The organism is Chelativorans salis, assembly GCF_025336525.1.
In the GTDB taxonomy this organism is placed as follows: Bacteria; Pseudomonadota; Alphaproteobacteria; order Rhizobiales; family Rhizobiaceae; genus Chelativorans; species Chelativorans salis.
The window spans coordinates 128,542-145,633 of the sequence record NZ_JAOCZP010000002.1; the positions used below are offsets into that span (position 1 = coordinate 128,542).

General features: G+C 61.1%; 17 protein-coding genes. 8 read left to right on the forward strand and 9 right to left on the reverse strand.

Annotated features, from left to right (window positions below; all coding sequences use genetic code 11):
* Positions 1-77 precede the first annotated feature (77 nt).
* The 3 genes from N5A92_RS06435 to N5A92_RS06445 all read right to left on the reverse strand — a co-directional run bounded on the left by N5A92_RS06435 (position 78) and on the right by N5A92_RS06445 (position 2,669).
* A complete protein-coding gene (locus tag N5A92_RS06435) occupies positions 78-788 on the reverse strand; it encodes a FadR/GntR family transcriptional regulator (RefSeq protein ID WP_260901161.1) in 711 nt (236 codons plus the stop codon).
* 110 nt (positions 789-898) lie between these two features.
* The gene (locus N5A92_RS06440) at positions 899-1,921 is read right to left on the reverse strand and encodes an ABC transporter permease (RefSeq protein ID WP_260901162.1); all 1,023 of its coding nucleotides are present in this window, start codon (positions 1,919-1,921) and stop codon (positions 899-901) included.
* Between the two features lie 7 nt (positions 1,922-1,928).
* Positions 1,929-2,669 (reverse strand): ATP-binding cassette domain-containing protein, encoded by a 741-nt coding sequence (locus N5A92_RS06445; protein WP_260901163.1) that lies wholly within the window; start codon positions 2,667-2,669, stop codon positions 1,929-1,931.
* 462 nt (positions 2,670-3,131) lie between these two features.
* On the opposite strand from N5A92_RS06445, the gene N5A92_RS06450 reads away from it, so the two are divergent.
* The 4 genes from N5A92_RS06450 (at position 3,132) to N5A92_RS06465 (ending at position 7,792) form a co-directional block, all read left to right on the forward strand.
* Complete coding sequence (locus N5A92_RS06450; RefSeq protein ID WP_260902288.1) at positions 3,132-4,115, forward strand: substrate-binding domain-containing protein; 984 nt, start codon at positions 3,132-3,134, stop codon at positions 4,113-4,115.
* 133 nt (positions 4,116-4,248) lie between these two features.
* Entirely contained in the window at positions 4,249-5,199 is a 951-nt protein-coding gene (locus N5A92_RS06455) for a sugar-binding protein (protein ID WP_260901164.1), read from the forward strand.
* A 101-nt stretch (positions 5,200-5,300) separates the two neighbouring features.
* Positions 5,301-6,806, forward strand: a complete 1,506-nt coding sequence (locus N5A92_RS06460; protein ID WP_425248555.1) for a sugar ABC transporter ATP-binding protein — start codon at positions 5,301-5,303, stop codon at positions 6,804-6,806.
* Positions 6,807-6,823: 17 nt separating this feature from the next.
* On the forward strand, positions 6,824-7,792 hold the full coding sequence (locus N5A92_RS06465; protein WP_260901166.1) for an ABC transporter permease: 969 nt from the start codon (positions 6,824-6,826) through the stop codon (positions 7,790-7,792).
* 26 nt (positions 7,793-7,818) lie between these two features.
* Here the strand turns inward: N5A92_RS06465 and N5A92_RS06470 are convergent, their stop codons facing one another.
* Together N5A92_RS06470 and N5A92_RS06475 are read right to left on the reverse strand one after the other, a co-directional pair.
* The gene (locus N5A92_RS06470) at positions 7,819-8,037 is read right to left on the reverse strand and encodes a hypothetical protein (RefSeq protein WP_260901167.1); all 219 of its coding nucleotides are present in this window, start codon (positions 8,035-8,037) and stop codon (positions 7,819-7,821) included.
* Between the two features lie 11 nt (positions 8,038-8,048).
* Positions 8,049-9,191, reverse strand: coding sequence for an ATP-binding cassette domain-containing protein (locus N5A92_RS06475; protein WP_260901169.1), 1,143 nt, complete (start codon positions 9,189-9,191; stop codon positions 8,049-8,051).
* 497 nt (positions 9,192-9,688) lie between these two features.
* On the opposite strand from N5A92_RS06475, the gene N5A92_RS06480 reads away from it, so the two are divergent.
* Complete coding sequence (locus tag N5A92_RS06480) at positions 9,689-11,206, forward strand: right-handed parallel beta-helix repeat-containing protein (RefSeq protein ID WP_260901170.1); 1,518 nt, start codon at positions 9,689-9,691, stop codon at positions 11,204-11,206.
* A gap of 96 nt (positions 11,207-11,302) precedes the next feature.
* Here the strand turns inward: N5A92_RS06480 and N5A92_RS06485 are convergent, their stop codons facing one another.
* Together N5A92_RS06485 and N5A92_RS06490 are read right to left on the reverse strand one after the other, a co-directional pair.
* The gene (locus N5A92_RS06485) at positions 11,303-11,539 is read right to left on the reverse strand and encodes a hypothetical protein (protein WP_260901171.1); all 237 of its coding nucleotides are present in this window, start codon (positions 11,537-11,539) and stop codon (positions 11,303-11,305) included.
* Between the two features lie 118 nt (positions 11,540-11,657).
* Positions 11,658-12,098 carry a hypothetical protein gene (locus tag N5A92_RS06490; RefSeq protein ID WP_260901172.1) on the reverse strand — a complete coding sequence of 147 codons (441 nt, stop codon included), beginning with the start codon at positions 12,096-12,098 and terminating at the stop codon, positions 11,658-11,660.
* Between the two features lie 137 nt (positions 12,099-12,235).
* Between N5A92_RS06490 and N5A92_RS06495 the strand changes: the two genes are divergently transcribed.
* On the forward strand, positions 12,236-12,718 hold the full coding sequence (locus tag N5A92_RS06495; RefSeq protein ID WP_260901173.1) for a GNAT family N-acetyltransferase: 483 nt from the start codon (positions 12,236-12,238) through the stop codon (positions 12,716-12,718).
* Positions 12,715-14,175, forward strand: a complete 1,461-nt coding sequence (locus tag N5A92_RS06500; RefSeq protein WP_260901174.1) for a RimK family protein — start codon at positions 12,715-12,717, stop codon at positions 14,173-14,175. Before N5A92_RS06495 ends, N5A92_RS06500 begins: the two co-directional genes overlap by 4 nt.
* Positions 14,176-14,192: 17 nt before the next feature.
* Here N5A92_RS06500 and N5A92_RS06505 read toward each other — a convergent pair whose 3' ends face one another.
* Positions 14,193-15,095 carry a LysR family transcriptional regulator gene (locus N5A92_RS06505; RefSeq protein WP_425248556.1) on the reverse strand — a complete coding sequence of 301 codons (903 nt, stop codon included), beginning with the start codon at positions 15,093-15,095 and terminating at the stop codon, positions 14,193-14,195.
* Between the two features lie 123 nt (positions 15,096-15,218).
* On the opposite strand from N5A92_RS06505, the gene N5A92_RS06510 reads away from it, so the two are divergent.
* A complete protein-coding gene (locus tag N5A92_RS06510) occupies positions 15,219-16,001 on the forward strand; it encodes an NAD(P)H-dependent oxidoreductase (protein ID WP_260901177.1) in 783 nt (260 codons plus the stop codon).
* Positions 16,002-16,051: 50 nt separating this feature from the next.
* On the opposite strand, the gene N5A92_RS06515 is transcribed toward N5A92_RS06510, so the two are convergent.
* Positions 16,052-17,047, reverse strand: a complete 996-nt coding sequence (locus N5A92_RS06515) for a DNA topoisomerase IB (protein WP_313958389.1) — start codon at positions 17,045-17,047, stop codon at positions 16,052-16,054.
* Between the last annotated feature and the right edge of the window lie 45 nt (positions 17,048-17,092).

A 17,092-nucleotide genomic window follows, 5' to 3' on the forward strand; every position in this document is an offset into this window, starting at 1 on the left:
TATAATTCCAAAGCCACGGCAACGGCCGCCTCAGGCAGCGCCACAAGCTGAACTTCGCTATTGCCGGGTTTATCCGCTTACGTCTGCGGTCGTTCGCCCCGCCCGACGATGATCTCATCCGTGTTCGCCAGTAGCTTGCTAACGGCGGCGCGCGCCCTTTCAGGCTTTTGCAGCCTGATTTGTCGCTCGATCTCTTCGTGAAGCTGCTGTGCGTGCCGAAGGTCGTTCACCTCCCGCGTGACATAGACGAAGAGAGATTCCAGGCCGGACTCGATAAGCACCCCGAGGGGAATCAGGAGGTCGTTGCCGGCGGCCCGCAAGATCGCCATATGGAAGCGAGTGTCCGCCGCGGTACGGGCTCTCAGGGTAGTAGCGGTTCCCATCTCATGGCAGGCCCCGCTGATTTCGGCCATCTGCTCGTCCGTCCTGCGGGCGGCCGCAAGTGCCGCAGCTTCAGGCTCTACGATATGCCGGAACTCCTGAACCGTCGCTAGGAACTTCTCACGGTCGGGTGACATCGCGTACCAGGACAGCACATCCCGATCGAGCAGGTTCCAGTGCTCGCGCGGCTCCACCCGGCTACCTACCTTGGGCCGAGAGCTGAGCAGGCTCTTGGCCATCAGCATCTTGATCGCCTCGCGTACGGCCGAGCGACTTACATTGAAGGTTTCGGACCATTTCGCCTCATTCGGCAGGACAGTGCCAGGCGGATAATCGCCGCGCACGATCCGCAGCCCGATCTCGTTCGCAATGGCTGCGTGTACGCTGGCCCCCGCAAATCTCGGCAACTGAGATGGAGGCTCCGTCCGCGATACGGTTCCTGTCGGTGCCCGGTTCTTTTCTTTGTTGAGCGTCATTTTTGCCTGTTCAATCGATTTCACTATCCGGCGGTGCCCGTTCACCTCGACTCGTCGCGCAAAGCCCGCAGGCGGTCGAACGCCACCGCCAGTATAATGAAGCTGCCCACGAATGCCCCCTGCCAGAATGTGCTGATGCCCAGCAGAATCAGGCTATTGCGTATCACCTCGATGAGCGCTGCGCCAACGACCGAGCCGAACACCGTACCGGCACCCCCCATCAGATTGGCACCGCCGATCACCGAGGCAGCGATGACGCTGAGCTCCATTGACTGGCCGAGATTCGTTGTGACGCCGCCGAGCCATCCCGCCTCGAGAACGCCTGCCACGCCTGCAAAGAAGGCCGAACACATGTAGACGCTTACCTTCAGGCCGAGCACGTTGATGCCGGTGAGACCTGCTGCCCTCTCGTTACTGCCAATCGCGAACACGTGAGTACCCCAGCGGGTCCATTTCAGCATGAAGCCCGTCAGTAGCGCGAGCAGTACAAGCGCGATGACAGGATGGGCGATCCCGAAGCTCGATCCTCCGCCGAGCCAGAACAGGAGCTTTTCGTCGGGGCCGAACTGGAAAACCATCTTGTTGTTCGACAGCACCATGGCCGCACTTCGGGCAAGCGACAGCATGCCAAGCGTGACCACGAAGGGTGGGATGCGCAGATAGGCGATCAATAACCCATTGACCAGTCCAACCAGGAGCGCGGCGGCGATCGCCGCCAGCGCCGACAACCATAGCGGATTGCCGGCGTTCATGAGGATAGCGAGCACCATGGCGGAAAGGCATAGCGTTGACCCTACGGAAAGGTCGATGCCGCCGGAAATGATAACGACCGTCATTCCGAGCGCGACGATCGCAACGAAGGCGAAGTTGCGTGTGACGTTGAAGAGATTCTGCTGCGTGGCGAACGTGTCGGTCACGCTTGCAAGGACGGCGCAGGCGATCACTGCGGCAACAAACACCCAAAACGACTGCTTGTTGAAAATGCGCGAGAGATGTGAATGCGTCTGCCAGTCGATCGCCTCGTCAAGGCTGGCGAATTCTTTCGGTTTGTCCTCGGTCGTCATTGGGTCCTCATGCCGCCTGTATTGCGCCTGTGATCAGACCGGTAATCTCTTCCGGCGTCGTCTCCGAGACCGGCTTGTCTGCCACCTTCCGCCCGCGTCTCAACACAGTGATGCGATCGGCGACCGCGAAGACGTCCGGCATGCGGTGGCTGATCAGGATCACGGCGATCTGCTGGCGTTTCAGTTCCCGTATGAGATTAAGAACCTCGGCCACCTGGCGCACGGAGATCGCGGCCGTCGGCTCGTCCATCAGCACGATCTTGGCCGATGCGAGGCGCGTGCGGGCGATCGCCACGGCCTGTCGCTGGCCGCCGGACATGTCTTTTACGAAATCCTTCGGCCGCGTCTCCGATTTAAGCTCCTTGAACAGTTTCGCTGCTACAGCGTTCATGGAGGCGTAATCCATGATCCGAAACGGGCCGAAGGAGCGGGTCAACTCGCGGCCGAGGAAGACGTTCGTCGCGGCCGTCAGGTTGTCGCAGAGCGCAAGGTCTTGATAGACGATCTCGATTCCGCTCTCGCGCGCCTCGATCGGGTGATGGAAATCTTTCTGCGCGCCGCCGATGTAGATGCGGCCACCCGAGGGCCGGTAATTGCCGGCTATGATCTTCACCAGCGTCGACTTGCCGGCACCATTGTCCCCCATAAGGCCAAGCACCTCGCCGGCGTCGAGCGACAACGAAACCTCTTCCAGCGCCTGGATGGCCCCGAAGCGCTTGGAAATCCACTCCAACCTCAGAACAGTCATTTTTCCCTCCCGGCCTGACCGCAATGTGCGGCCGGATTGCGCCTTCGGTCAATAGTATGAAAAGACAAATTTGTAGGTTTTATCAGACAATATATTGACGGAGACCAAATGCTCTGTCTATCTTCGGCCTGGGAGGAGATAGTCGGCATGCACGTTCTGGTTACCGGGGCGACAGGCAAGGTCGGACAGGTGAGCGCCGCTGCAGCTTTGCCTCGCCTGAACCGCCACATGTCGGCCCTATCTCAGAAACCGGATGGGCAACAGAAGCGCCAAAGCGGAGCGCCGATTGGCGCGCGCCACTATTTCGAAAAACCGATCGAACTCGCCTGGGGCGTACCAAAGCTCGGTGGGAGGGGCCGACAAAAACCCTGTACCCGGCTGAGGAAGGCGGCTGCAAGTGCAAGCGCGGCCGTGAACACGCGCATAAAGCGCAATTATGAAAGGGAGGAAGTGGTGAAAAGAATCAAGATCGGCCTTCTGGCCGCAGCACTTGTGGGTTTTCTCGACGGAACGGCGCTAGCGCAGGAAAAGACGCTCGCGATTGTGGTGAAGGGACTCGACAATCCCTTCTTCGAGCAGATCAATCTCGGCTGCCAGAAGTGGAACAACGAGAACGCGAACTCCGGATATAAATGCTTCTACACAGGTCCCGCCTCCAGCGCCGACGAGACCGGCGAGGTGCAGATCGTGGATGATTTGCTGACACGCCCCGATGTGGCGGCGATCGCGATCTCACCGTCGAACGCTCCACTAATGGCCAAGCTGTTGCGGGAGAAAGCGCCGAAAATACCTGTCATGACCATCGACGCCGACCTGTCGCAGGACGACGCAGATCTGCGCAAGACTTATCTCGGTACTGACAACTACCTGATGGGCGTGAAATTCGCCGAGTACCTGCAAGAGCTGAAGCCTGACGGTGGAAGCATCTGCCTGCAGCTCGGAAATGTCGCGGCAGATAACATCAACGCGCGCGCGGCCGGCACCCGCGATACGCTGGCCGGCGAAAAGGGAATCGAGCGGCTCACTGGCCAGAATGGCTGGACGGAAATCGAGGGCTGCCCGGTCTTCACCAACGACCAAGTGGATCTCGCCAACCAGCAGATGGCCGATACCTTCACCGCCAATCCCGACCTCGATGCCTTCGTGCTCGAGGGCGGCTGGGCGCAGTTCGCACCGCAGGCTTATGCCCAGGTCACGGGTCAGGTGATGGACAAGCTCGATGCCAAGGAGCTGATCATCGTGGCCGGCGACACGCTGCCGCCGCAGATCGAGGCGCTCAAGGCCGGCAGGAGCCATGTCCAAGTCGGCCAGCGCCCGTTCGAGATGGGTTATCGCGCGCCTTCAGTCATGGTCGACCTGATCGAGGGCAAGGCAGTCAAGCCCGTCATCTATACAGGACTCGACGAGTGCACGCAGGAGAACGTCGACACCTGCATTGCGCAATAGGAAGGTCGCCCCCGCACCGACATACGGCCGCGTAAGGCACGGTCGTGACGAACCGCAACGCCGTCGTCGCATCGCGCCGGTGAAGGGCCGCTGCATTGCAACGAAAAGAGACGAACACCTGGAGGAAACGATCATGAAATTGAGAGTAGTCGCTTCAGCACTCCTTCTTGCTTCCGCATTCGCGTCCACCGGCGCGGTCGCACAGGACAAGAAGGCACTTGCCTTTGTCGTAAATGGCGCATCCGACTTCTGGAAGCTCGCCGAGGCCGGGGTCAAGAAGGCACAGGAGGAACTCCCGAACTACAGTCTACAGTTCAAATATCCCGAGCAGGCCGCCGCGGCCGTCCAGCAACGCCTCATGGAAGATCTGGTTGCCGCCGGCATCTCCGCCATTATGGTGAGCGCGGTCGACCCTAAAACCTCGACCGACGCGCTCAACCGTATAGGCAGCGAAGTCCCGCTCTTCACCACAGACAGCGATGCGCCGGATACCAACCGCGTCGCCTATATCGGATCGTCCAACACCGATGCGGGCCGGCAGGCTGGCGAGATTGCTCTGAAGGCGCTGCCGGAAGGTGGCAAATGCATCGGCTTCGTCGGGCTTCCGGGCGCCGACAATGCGCGCGAGCGTATCGAGGGCATGAAGGAAGTGATCACCGGCTCGAAGGTCGAACTGATCGATGTGCGCGGTGACGATATCGACATGACGCGCGCCAAACGCAACGTCGAGGATGCGCTCGCCGCGAACCCCGGCATCGACTGCATGGTCGGCTTTTACTCCTACAACCCGCCGCGGATCTACGAGGTGCTGAAGGAGGCGGGTAAGCTGGGGGAGGTCACCGTCGTCGCCTTTGACGAAGACCCAATCACGCTGGGGGGCGTGCGCGAAGGGACGATTGCGGGAACGGTTGTTCAGCAGCCTTATGAATGGGGATATCAGGGCATGAAGCTGATGGCTGCCTTTCTCCAGGGCGATAAGACGATGATTCCGCAGGACAAGCTGGTGATCGTTCCGACCAAAATCATCGACAAGTCGAACGTCGATGCCTTCGAGGCTGAGCTGAAAGCACGGATTGGCGGCTGAGGCCTCGTTGGAGCGGGCCGGCGAGACCTCCCCGCCGGCCCTGCCTGCTCTCTCCACCGGATATGCAAGCGATGATGCAATGGCGACCGCAAAACCCTTCCATAGCTGAAACGCTCTTCTCGCTCAGCCGGGTGACCAAGCACTACCCCGGCGTAACCGCACTTCGGGATGTCGACCTTTCCGTCTCGGCGGGCGAGGTGGTGGGCCTTATCGGCGAGAACGGGGCGGGCAAGTCCACGCTCATGAATATACTGGGCGGGGTGACCGTGCCGAGTTCGGGCACGATCCACCTCAATGGCGAAGAAAGGCCGAATCTTACGGTTCCGGACGCGATCAAGGGCGGCATCGCGTTCGTCCATCAGGAATTGAACCTGTTCGAGAACCTGTCGGTGGCGGCCAACATCATGATCGGCCGCGAACCGCTGGTGGGAGGTCCGTTGCGTTTGGTGGATCGCAAGCGCCTTCGGGAGCTTGCCGAGCCGCTCCTTGTCCAGCTTGGTGCCGATTTTGGGACCGACACGCTGGTCGCCGAACTGACGCTGGCGCAAAGGCAGTTGGTCGAAATCGCCAAGGCGCTCTCGCTCAACGCACGTATCCTTATCCTGGACGAGCCGACCTCCAGCCTTACCGTCACCGAGACTGACCGTCTGCTCCGCGTCGTCGCCCGGCTGAAGGCAAATGGTGTCGGCGTCATTTTCATTTCGCACCGCCTGGGCGAGGTGAAGCGCTGCGCAGACCGCGTGATCGTGCTGCGGGATGGTCGCGTCGTCGCCGAGTTGGGTCACGAAATGATCGAGCAGGAAATAATGATCCGCCACATGATCGGGCGCGAGCTGAAAATGCTCTATCGTCCGCCCGCGGAGCCTGTCGGCGACAAGATGCTGGAATTGGTTGGGCTGCGCACCGCCTACCGGCCCGACCGCAGCATTTCGCTGGATGTCCGGCAGGGAGAGATTCTGGGCTTGGCGGGCCTCGTCGGTTCGGGCCGTACCGAGCTTGCTCGCACGGTGTTCGGTATCGAACCGCCGCTCGCCGGCGAAATCCGTGTCGGCGGCGAGACCGTTGCGATAAACAAGCCAGCCGCAGCCATTGCCCTCGGACTTTACCTGGTTCCAGAGGATCGTAAACGCTCCGGCCTTTTGCTCGACTTCTCAGTCGCAAAGAATGTGAGCCTTGCCAATCTGTCTGCTGTCGTCTCTCGCGGTCTATTCGATGCTGCTGCGGAAACGAGGCTTGCCTGGAAATGGAAGGACCGCCTGGCGATCAGGTGTTCCGACACGAAAGTGCCGGCCGCTTCTCTGTCGGGCGGCAACCAGCAGAAAGTGGTGCTGGCAAAATGGCTGTCGATGACGCCGCGCGTGCTCATTTTCGACGAGCCGACGCGCGGCATCGATGTCGGGGCCAAGCATGAGATCTACACGCTGATGCGATCGCTTGCCGATAGCGGTACGGCCATATTGATGATCTCCAGCGACATGGAGGAGGTGATCGGCGTCAGCGACTGTATCGCGGTCATGCATGAAGGGGCGATATCCGGCACTTTGACCCGCGACTGTTTCAGCGAGGAGAACATTCTCTCATTGGCAGTCGGGCGGGTGTTGAATTGAGATTCGGGGGCTTTGCAGTGAATCGTAAGGATCTGGGGCTCCTTGTCCTCATTCTCGTCATTGGCATCGTGGTGGCGTTGATCAATCCGCGCTTTCTGTCGCCGGTCAACCTGTCGAACACGGCGAACCTGATCGGGCTCTTCGGCATCTTCGCCCTCGGCCAGGCCTTCGTCATCATCTCGGGCGGCATTGAGCTTTCGGTCGGATCGATCATTGCTCTGCTTGGCGTTGTCTTCCTCGATCTCGTCGCTGGCAACACCATGCCCTGGGGCGCGGCGATGATCGTCGTCATTGCGCTCGGCTGCCTGATGGGTCTCGTCCACGGCTTCCTCGTCACGCGAATGGGACTGCAGCCCTTCGTGGTTACCCTTTGCGGTCTGCTCGTCTATCGCGGCATCGCCCGTTACTATACCAACGACGCCACCGCGGGTTTTCCCTTCGGCGCAAGTTTTCCTTGGCTCGAATGGCTGACTGCCGGCCGCTTCTACGGCATCCCGCACAGCCTCGTCATGTTCGTCATCCTCGCGGGGATAATGGCTGTCGTGCTGCACCGCTCGGTCTTCGGGCGCCGTCTCTTCGCTGTCGGGAAGAACGAGGAAGCGGCGCGCTACAGCGGCATCGACACGGTACGCACTACCGTGACCGCCTATGTGATCTGCTGCGGACTGACGGCAGTCGCCGCTATCTTCATCGCCATGTACACCCGCTCGATTTCACCTTCCTCGCACGGCAATTTTTACGAGCTGTATGCCATTGCGGCTGCGGTCCTCGGCGGCTGCTCCCTGCGAGGCGGAGAGGGTTCCATCTTAGGAGTCGTGCTCGGTACCGTTTTGCTTCAGGTTCTGCAGAACCTCGTCAACCTGCTGGGGATCCCGAGCTCGCTCAATTTCGCTGTGATGGGCTCCGTGATCCTGATCGGCGTGCTCGTCGACCAGCAATTTGCGCAGAGGCGACAGCGTATCGTCCGCGCTCGATCAGTCGCATGAGGTGACCCCCGGGCTCAATCCGTCATTTAACGTCTTGAGATCTCGACCCGGTAATCGCAGAGGGCGACGATCTCCGGACGGTGGGTGGCAAGCACCATGGTCAAGCCGTCGTGGCGCAGATTTTCCATGATGCGGGCGCTCTGTTCGGCGGAAAGATGGGTGAATGCCTCGTCGAAGAAGCGCACTTCGTTGGAGTGATAAAGAGCCTGCGCAAGCAGGAGACGCTGGATTTCGCCGCGATTCAAGCCTTGGTTCTCTAAGCGCTCGCGGCCATCGGAATCCACGAAGAAGCCGAGCCGTCCCGATAACTCGGCGCGGTTGAGTGCCCGGACCAGGCGTTCCCTGTCCACCTCTTCTTCGCCGGCGATGAAGCTTGCAAGCGAGCCTCCACGAATTCGTCGTCGGCGAAGACGAAGCCGGCAGGGGCCGGCCCCATCAACCTCTTGCCCTTGTAATAGACAGCGCCGTCTATCGGCTGCCGTTGGCCGGAAAGAAGCTCGAGGAGGGTGGTCTTGCCGGAGCCGCTCGCCCCGCAGATCGCCACCAGGTGGCCTGCTGCGATGCGCAAGCTGAAGTTCTTGAAGAGGTTGGCATCAACGCCGTTGAAGCCGAAATCGACGGTGCACGCCTCAATGACCGCGTCACTGGCCGGAAGCTCTAAGCGGCTAGGCTGGAGGGACGCCATTGCTTCCTCCGGGCCATCGGCCGCGGCCGACATGGTTATAAATTTCAGCCGCGCGATGTTGGTCGTGATCCGGCAGAGGATGCCGGACGCCGCGGCACGCGCGGTCTCCAGCCCCCTGTGCTGGCGGTGCCGTTGAAGCTGAAGGACGACCTGCGGCAGCGCGCCGAGAATGGCGATGGCGATGGTGACGACGAAGAGGAATGTCGGCAAGCGGATGTACATGAGGACGAGCATGGGCAGGATGGAAAGCGAGCCTGCTGCAAAGAGCAGCGCCTCGGCAGCCGCCTTTCCGGAGCGGGCAAGGACAGCGCAAAGCTGATGCGCCGCAACCGGCCCGTGAGCCGCGACGAACTGCGGCCTGAGCGACCACATGAGCGAGAGCCTCAGGATCTCCTCGCGCTCCTGGGCAAGTGAATCGAGATAGAGCTGCGCCCGCTGAACGAGGAGCTGAGTGAGAAAGACGGTGACTGCAACGCCTGCGATGAGCCAGGATGCGGCCCAGAAGGCACCGATGGACTGGCTCGGGACCGCAAAAGCCAGAACGTTGAAATTGGTGATGAAGAGCAGCGAGCTCGCAAGCGAAAGCATGAGTTGGAACAAGAGCGCCTGCCGCATCAGACTGCGGATGGGATGGAAGATATATTTTCCGATCGCGCCGGCGGTGGGGCCTTCACTAGGCTCATAAGGTTCAAAAAGAATGCGCGTCTCGTCCACCTGATGCCAGTCGAGGTTGGTCCCGGCCAGGATCTCCCCTTCCTTTAGCAGGAGGCGAAGTCAAAGCTCTTGTCGTGGAAAAGAGAATCTCGAGGTCAAGGTCCACTTACTGTAAACGAGTCTGTTGTACTGTCAGACGCAACGATCTGCGGCGAAGAGGCCCTAGCCGGACTGCAACTCAGCATGATTAGAGGCCTGGCTTCTGCTGCCAAGCAGCGTGCAGCCGCGTAGTTTGATGATGGGGACGGAAGCAGATGCGAACGAGGGAATTGGCTGTCGGCCCGCGTGGAGGAGCGGCGAGGCCCACTTCCGATCCCAGACCTTCCGCGGGGAATGCGGGACTCCAAATCGCAATTCGGGCGGCATGGCTCATACTTCCAACGGTAATGCTGTTCCTTGCGCCTGTTGCCTTTGCGTCAGAGTGCCTGTCCCTGAAGCCCAATGAAGCTCATCAGTTTCAGGCGCCGGGCGCCGGAAGTGCGGATGTCGTTTGGACCGTGGAAGGAGTTCCCGGCGGGGCACCGACGATCGGGATCATCAACGATAAGGGACGTTACACCGCGCCGGCAAATGTGCACGGAGCCGTGGACGTCACGGTCACGGCAGCTTCGGCAAACGGCTCTGGAGAGTCCAAAAGCTGGGCCGTCTGCAATGAACTTTTTGTCCGGCCCGGCGATACCCACCACGTGGCGACCATCGGATTCGATTCTGCCCAGGGGACGTCCGACGCCCCATGGCGCACCATCCAGCACGCGGTCGACCAGGCTAAGCCGGGAGACAAGGTCCTGGTTCACGGGGGCGTCTATAACGAGACGGTGATGATAACGCGCTCGGGCTCGGCCGAAGGCGGCTACATCACGCTTGCGGAGGCACCGGGAGAGAGAGCGATCATCGACGGTGCCGGACTGGTCCGGCAGCCCTTCGGAATGAGCGGTCTGATCACCCTTGCCGACGTCAGCTATGTCCGCGTGAAAGATTTCGAGATTCGCAACTACAAATCGGACAGCGAATTCATCGTGGTCGGCGTTCTCGTACAGGGAGCAGGCGAGCGCATCGAGATACGAAACAACGTGATCCATCAGATCGAAGCCAACAACATCCCATTGAGGGGAAATGCCGATGGCCTGGGCATCGCCGTCTACGGGCAAACCGAGCTTCCTCTTCGCAATGTCATAGTCGACGGCAATGAGCTTTTTGACCTCAAGACCGGCAGAAGCGAGGCGCTGACCATCGGCGGCAATGTCGAGGGCTGGCAGGTCACGAACAATGTCGTGCGCGATAACAATTTCATCGGCATCGACGCGACCGGCTATTATGTCAACGGTACCGAATCCGATCGCGCACGCCGGGGCTGGATCGCCGGGAACGCCGTCTACAATCTCTCAAGCGCGGAAAATCAGGCTCTGACCTTCGTTGCCGCTGCGGTCGGCATTTATGTCGATGGCGGCCACGACATCACCATCGAGCGCAACAGGGTCGAGGCTAACGACGGCGGTATCTGGCTCTTGAGCGAGCATCCTGGGAAGGATACCAGCAATGTGATCGTCCGCAACAACCTCGTGCGCTTCAATCGCGACGCCGGCATCCTGGTCGGCGGTTATGACGAAGTCCATTCCGGCGGCGCTGACAACTGCACGATCGTGCACAACACGCTTTTCAGGAACAACAGCCGCGACGTGTCCGGCATCCATTCGGGCGAGCTTCAGATCGGCCACCATGCGAGCGATGTCCGCTTCGAGGACAACATCCTTCTTGCCGGCCCTAAAGGCTACGTGATCACCAGGTTCTCTCCGGCCAAGTCGAGTTCCGTGACGATCAGGCATAACCACTACTCTGCCTCTCCCGGCAGCGATCGCACGCGCTGGTTCTGGGTCGACCGGAATTTCTACAACGACGGCAGGTCCGGAGGCGATTTCGATGCGTTCAAGGCCGCCAGCGGCGACGAGGGAAGTGTCGTCGAGGAGCCTGATGTCCTGAATGTCGACTGGTCGGAGTGGCGGTGGACCGCAGACTAGCCGGGGACTGCCCGGGTGGGCCTCGCACTGCTTTAGCACCAACCCGGGAGATCCTGTGGGAGGAAAGTCCGCGCTTTTTGATCCAGCGCCACTATCTCAGTTGTTTTCAGGATCCGTTTCAGCCTCGAAAGCCATCATCGTGGACTTGATGATGCCGTAGAGGCCTGGAATGCCGATCAGAGTTCCCAGAAGGATCGTGGGGAACGTACCAAGATGTAGAACGCCGGAAATCGACCAGACCGCCGCGGCCACGCCTGCGGTGATCTCGGTAGCTACGAAGACCGAGACGGAGATGAAGCCCAGTAGGCTCCAGAAATTGACGACGCGTTTCATGGAAAATCCTGCCCGTCCACTCGGACGTGACGAGAGCGCCGGCCATGTTGTGGCCGACAATGGAGGCACACGAAGCGTTCCGTGCGCGTTGGAAAGATTCCGACCGATGCCGGGATCGTCAGCTGGGCAGCGGCGGAGCTCTCGCCTGATGCGAGGAAGTAACGCCGGAGAGATGCCTATCAGAGGAGGTGGGCAGGCGTGCCCATTGCGAAAATTCTACCGGCAGGAGAATGGATTCGACAGGATGCACCGCCGCGTTTCCCGAGCCCGTACCGCCCTCCGCGGGCGTGTGCCGGGACAGCGCTTTGACGTGCGCGATGATCTCCTGAAGAACTGCCGAAACTTCATGCTGTTCGGCGCGGGTAAGGCGGGGCTCGTCGAGGGGAGCGATATCCGGTGGCGAAAGCCGCGCATTCAGGCCCAGACAGCAGATCGCCAGGAACAGCACACAAGCACGGCGCAATGGGACCGGAATCATCGGAAGATCGTCCGCAGGAAATCGTACGCTATTTATCGCATGCTGGAGCTCTTGGCGATACGGAATCGACGGGTGCGGCACTGCTGCCTCACGCTGCCACAATTCGGCCGAAATTCGGGAGCGTTAGCGCAATTCGGCTTGCGCGGCAGAAGGCGACTCGCAAGCACCCCTCGCCGCCGGGGGATTTTGGCCTTCTGGCTCGAGGTAGGCAGCCGAAAATGGCCCTGATACTGCGCTTAGCCTGCGTCTCCGATGTAGAACAGCTCGACGCGATCGAACAGAGCGCCTTCGCGCATGACCGCCTTTCCCGCCGCTCCTTGCGAGGCTCCATCCGGCGGGAGACGGCGCAGATGATCGTCGCCGATCGCGACGGCACGCTCGTCGGGTATTGTCTTGTCCTTTTCCGCAAGAGCAGCCGCATCGCGCGGCTCTATTCCTTAGCCGTCGCGCCATCTCATGCCGGTTCCGGCCTCGGTCGGATCCTGCTTGCCGCCGCCGAGGAGGCCGCGCGCAGGCAGGGACGCCTTTCACTCCGTCTCGAGGTCCGCGAGGACAATCTTCGCGCCATCGGGCTCTACGAACGGAGCGGCTATCGTCGCCTAGGCAGCAAGCCCGGCTATTACGAAGATGGCGTGGCCGCTATCAAAATGGAAAAGTGCCTTGAACACGCAACATCGGAGGAGATAGAGGCTGCACTATGAGCTGGGTCATCCTCACCGGCAGACAGAGCGACCTCGATCAGGTCGCTACCCCTCACAAGATCATTACCAACCGGGACTATCTGTCCCATCCCACCCTTTTTCGGAACCAGCGGCCGAAGATCATCAACCTGTCCAACAGCTATGCCTATCAGAGCCGCGGCTACTATGCTTCACTGCTGGCGAGCTCGCGCGGCCACCGCGTGATCCCCACCGTGGAGACGATGATCGACTTGTCAGAGCGAAAGCTCTACGAGGCGGCGCTGCCGGAGCTCGAACAGGCGCTCAACAAATGCCGCAAAGAGCTGGGCGGCACGCTGCCGAGAACGGTGACGGTCTTCTTCGGCATCGGCCCGTCCAAGGCCTGGGACCGCTTCGCGCGGCTCCTCTTCGACTGGTTTCGGGCGCCGGCCCTCGAGGTGATCATCAATGACGATCAGCAGAACTCCATCAAGAAGATCGGCTTTCTACCGCTCGGCCGCATGGATGCCGACCAAAAGGCGCGCTTCATCACCTGTCTGGGCCGATATACAGCCCGCGAATGGCGCGACAGCAAGGCGCGCACGCCGGCACGCTATACTTTCGCCACTCTGATCGATCCGCAGGAGGAGTTGCCTCCCTCCTCGGTTGCCTCGCTGAAGTACTGGTCGCGGATTGCAGAGAAGATGGGTGTCGAGGTCGAGCCGATTTCAAGGAAAGACCTGGCAAGGTTAGCCAATTACGATGCGCTCTTCATCCGCGAGACCACATCGATCTCCAACCATACCTATCGCTTCGCGCGCCGTGCGCAGCAGGAAGGCATGCCGGTGATTGACGATCCCTTGTCGATGATCCGCTGCACCAACAAGGTCTATCTCAACGAGTTGATGACGGCCACCAAGGTGCCGGTGCCGCCGACGGTGATGATCGCCGGGCCGGGCGATCTGCAAGCTGCGGCCCAGACGCTTGGCTTTCCCCTGGTTCTGAAGATTCCCGACGGCTCGTTCTCCCGTGGCGTGAAGAAGGCGTCGAACCTAGCCGAGCTGACCGAGCTCGCGACACGATGGCTCGAGAAGTCCGATCTGCTGATCGCTCAGAAGTTCGTCCCCACCGATTTCGACTGGCGTATCGGCGTGCTCGGTGGCCGGCCACTCTTCGCCGTCCACTACCTGATGGCTAAGAAGCACTGGCAGATCGTCAATCACGATCGTCGCGGGCGGCCCGACCAGGGCGGCATCCGTACCGTCAGCCTGCGAGATGCACCAGCAATCGTCGTCGACACCGCTGTCAAGGCGGCAAGCTGCATCGGCGACGGCCTTTATGGTGTCGACCTGAAGGAGACGGATGACGGCGTCTACGTCATAGAGGTAAACGATAACCCGAATCTCGACCATGGCTGCGAGGATACCGGCGAGAAGGATGAGGTCTGGATCCGCCTTACGCAGTGGTTCATCGACCGGCTGGAGCGGGTGGGACGGTAGTGGCGGTAGAATGCGGGCTAGCGCCCCGGCCGTGACTGTTCGATCCCAGGGATGCCTCCGATCTGCTCGGTGAGGAAGTCAACCAGCAGCCGGACCCGCGCAATCCCCGCGCGCTCCGGGACGATCAGCATACTCAGGGCGACGGGCGGCGGTGAATGGTCCGGCAGGATGGCCATGAGCCGGCCGGTCGCCAAGAGATCGTCGACAAGCCATTGATGGGCAGGTGCAATGCCGCGCCCAGCGATAAGCGCCTCGCGCACGGCAAGTCCGTGGTTGACACGAAACCGTCCTCCGAAGGGCACCGCATGGTGCTCGCCGCCTGGTCCCTGCAGTGCGAGGGTGTCGCTTCCCGCTATGTTCGACATCCGGATGCCTTCATGACCTGACAGCTCCTGCGGGACAGCCGGCGTACCCCGCGCCGAAAGATAATCTGGTGCCGCCACGAGCAGTCGCCGGGACTGGCCGAGAGACCGCAGCTTCAGCGAACTGTCGATGAGCGGACCCAGGCGAAGCGCGACATCGACACCTTCTCGGACAAGATCGATCCGCTCGTCGGTGAGGCTGAGGTCCACCTGGATGTCGGGATAGCGGTCCTGAAACGCGAAGATCAGCCGGGTGACATGCAAGATACCGAAAGCCGCCGTGCAGGATATCCGGATCGTGCCGGCCGGCGCTCCGCGCGTGCCCCGTGCTTCATCACCGGCCTGCTCCACGAGACGGAGGATCTGGACGCTGTTGGCATAGTAGCGGCTGCCTTCATCGGTCATCGTGACACGCCGGGTGGTCCTGCTGAGCAGGGGCACGCCGACGGCTTCCTCGAGTTCTTGCAGATGCCGCGTGACCGTCGACTGTCCAACGCCCAGCTCCCGCGCCACTGCCGAAAGGCTGCCACGCTCCGCCACACGAACGAAGGTGCGCATGCGTTCGAGCGATACGTCCAATCTATCCACTATTCGGCATAATCATATGCATTACCAGTCTCTAGCGGATCGATTTTGCATTGTCTACCTGTGGGTCCGTTTCCCACTATCGGAGCCGACCCTATGAAAGTTCTGCTTGTTTTCGCTCATCCCGAACCGCGCTCGCTTAATGGGGCGCTGCGCGACGTTGCTATCAAGGAGCTTGAGGCCCAAGGCCAACAGGTGAAGGTGTCGGATCTGTATGCCGACCGCTGGAAATCCGAGGTCGACCGCGCCGACTTTCCGCCGCTGGCGCCGGACGCACGGCTCAAGCCGGCCGCGGCTTCCGGAGAGGCCTTCGCCGCTGATGCGCTGACCGACGACGTTAGAGCCGAGCAGGCGAAACTCCGGTGGGCCGACGTTCTGATCCTTCAGTTTCCTCTCTGGTGGTTCTCCATGCCGGCGATCCTCAAGGGCTGGGTCGATCGCGTGTATGCCTACGGGTTCGCCTATGGCGTCGGCGAGCACAGCGATAAGCGTTGGGGTGATCGTTACGGCGAGGGGACCTTAGCTGGGAAGCGCGCGATGCTGATCGTGACCGCCGGCGGCTGGGCGGAGCACTACGCCGAGCGTGGGATCAACGGATCAATCGACGACCTGTTGTTCCCCATCAATCATGGCATCCTCTATTATCCGGGCTACGATGTCCTTCCGCCGTTTGTGGCCTACAGGGTCGATAGTCTCGATGAGACCGGCTTCGAACCCGTGGCTGAGCGCCTGCGCGAGAGAATGCGTACGCTGGCGACCATCCCGCCCATTCCCTATCGGCGGCAGAACGGCGGCGATTATCTGATCCCGAGCATGCAGCTCCGCCCCGACCTGGGCAAACCGGGTGTGACCGGCTTAGCCCTTCACGTGGACGCGTAGGAACAATCGACCTGGCCTCGCCAACGAAGCGTGACAGGGTGATCTGTGGTCTATGCCTCTCGTGCGCCTAACCAGCGCAGCACGAGCGATTCCTCCTCGTCGAGACCCTTCAGGAGGCGCCTGTTGCTGCGGCGGATCTCGGCGAGTTCGGGGGCGAGACGTCCCTCGGTCCACGCCTCGATCACAGCGGGGTGGATGTAGCAGCGGCGACATGTGGCGCGCGTATTGCGCAGCCGGCGTGCCACGCGGTCGATCACCGCGTTGAGCTCGCGCGCCGCAAGCCGCTTTGTTGGGGGCAGTTCCACGGAGGCCAGCATCATGGCAGCCGCACGCGTAGCACCCCAGGTGCGGAAGTGCTTTGAGGTGAAGGTTTCGCCTGCATGGTCATGGATATAAGCATTGACATCGTGCGAGTGCACGGGCCGGCGCTCGCCCTGCTCATCGATATATTGAAACAACTGCTGTCCTGGCAGTTCCTGGATGGAACGGATGATGCGCCCCAATCGGCGGTCATGGAGCTTCAGTTTCCATTCCTTCCCGGATTTTCCGACGAAGGAGAAACGCAGCCGGGTTCCTTCCACCTTCACATGGTGGTTTTCCAGCGTGGTGAGGCCAAAGCTCATGTTCTGGCGCCGGTACGTGTCGTTGCCGATCCGGATCATCGTGCGGTCGAGAAGCATTACAATTGAGGCGATGGCGCGCTCGCGCGGGATGCCGTGTCTTGCGAGGTCCTTTTCCACCTGCGCCCTCAGCTTGGGTAGGCCTTGGCCGAAGGCGACAAGGCTCGTGAACTTGGCTTCGTCCCGGAGGGTATGCCAGTCGAGATGGTAGCGATACTGCTTGCGCCCCCGCTGGTCGCGCCCGGTTGCCTGGATATGCCCCTCGGGATCGGGAGAAATCCACACATCCGTCCATGCTGGCGGAATGGCGAGCGTGCGGATGCGTGCTCGCGTTTCCGCGTCTTCCACCCTGGTGCCGTCAGCGGCGATATAGGTGAAACCCTTGCCGGCGCGCCGGCGGCGGATGCCCGGTTCGGTATCACTCACATAGGTGAGCTTCGCCCGTTGCGCGTCTGCAATCGGACCCTCCGG

Excerpts from the sequence above, each read along its gene's own strand:
- N5A92_RS06440 (WP_260901162.1), bottom strand. The coding sequence starts at position 1,921 with ATGACGACCGAGGACAAACCGAAAGAATTCGCCAGCCTTGACGAGGCG.
- N5A92_RS06510 (WP_260901177.1), top strand. The coding sequence starts at position 15,219 with ATGAAAGTTCTGCTTGTTTTCGCTCATCCCGAACCGCGCTCGCTTAAT.
- N5A92_RS06495 (WP_260901173.1), top strand. The coding sequence starts at position 12,236 with ATGGCCCTGATACTGCGCTTAGCCTGCGTCTCCGATGTAGAACAGCTC.
- N5A92_RS06445 (WP_260901163.1), bottom strand. The coding sequence starts at position 2,669 with ATGACTGTTCTGAGGTTGGAGTGGATTTCCAAGCGCTTCGGGGCCATC.
- N5A92_RS06455 (WP_260901164.1), top strand. The coding sequence starts at position 4,249 with ATGAAATTGAGAGTAGTCGCTTCAGCACTCCTTCTTGCTTCCGCATTC.
- N5A92_RS06505 (WP_425248556.1), bottom strand. The coding sequence starts at position 15,095 with ATGCGCACCTTCGTTCGTGTGGCGGAGCGTGGCAGCCTTTCGGCAGTG.
- N5A92_RS06500 (WP_260901174.1), top strand. The coding sequence starts at position 12,715 with ATGAGCTGGGTCATCCTCACCGGCAGACAGAGCGACCTCGATCAGGTC.
- N5A92_RS06485 (WP_260901171.1), bottom strand. The coding sequence starts at position 11,539 with ATGAAACGCGTCGTCAATTTCTGGAGCCTACTGGGCTTCATCTCCGTC.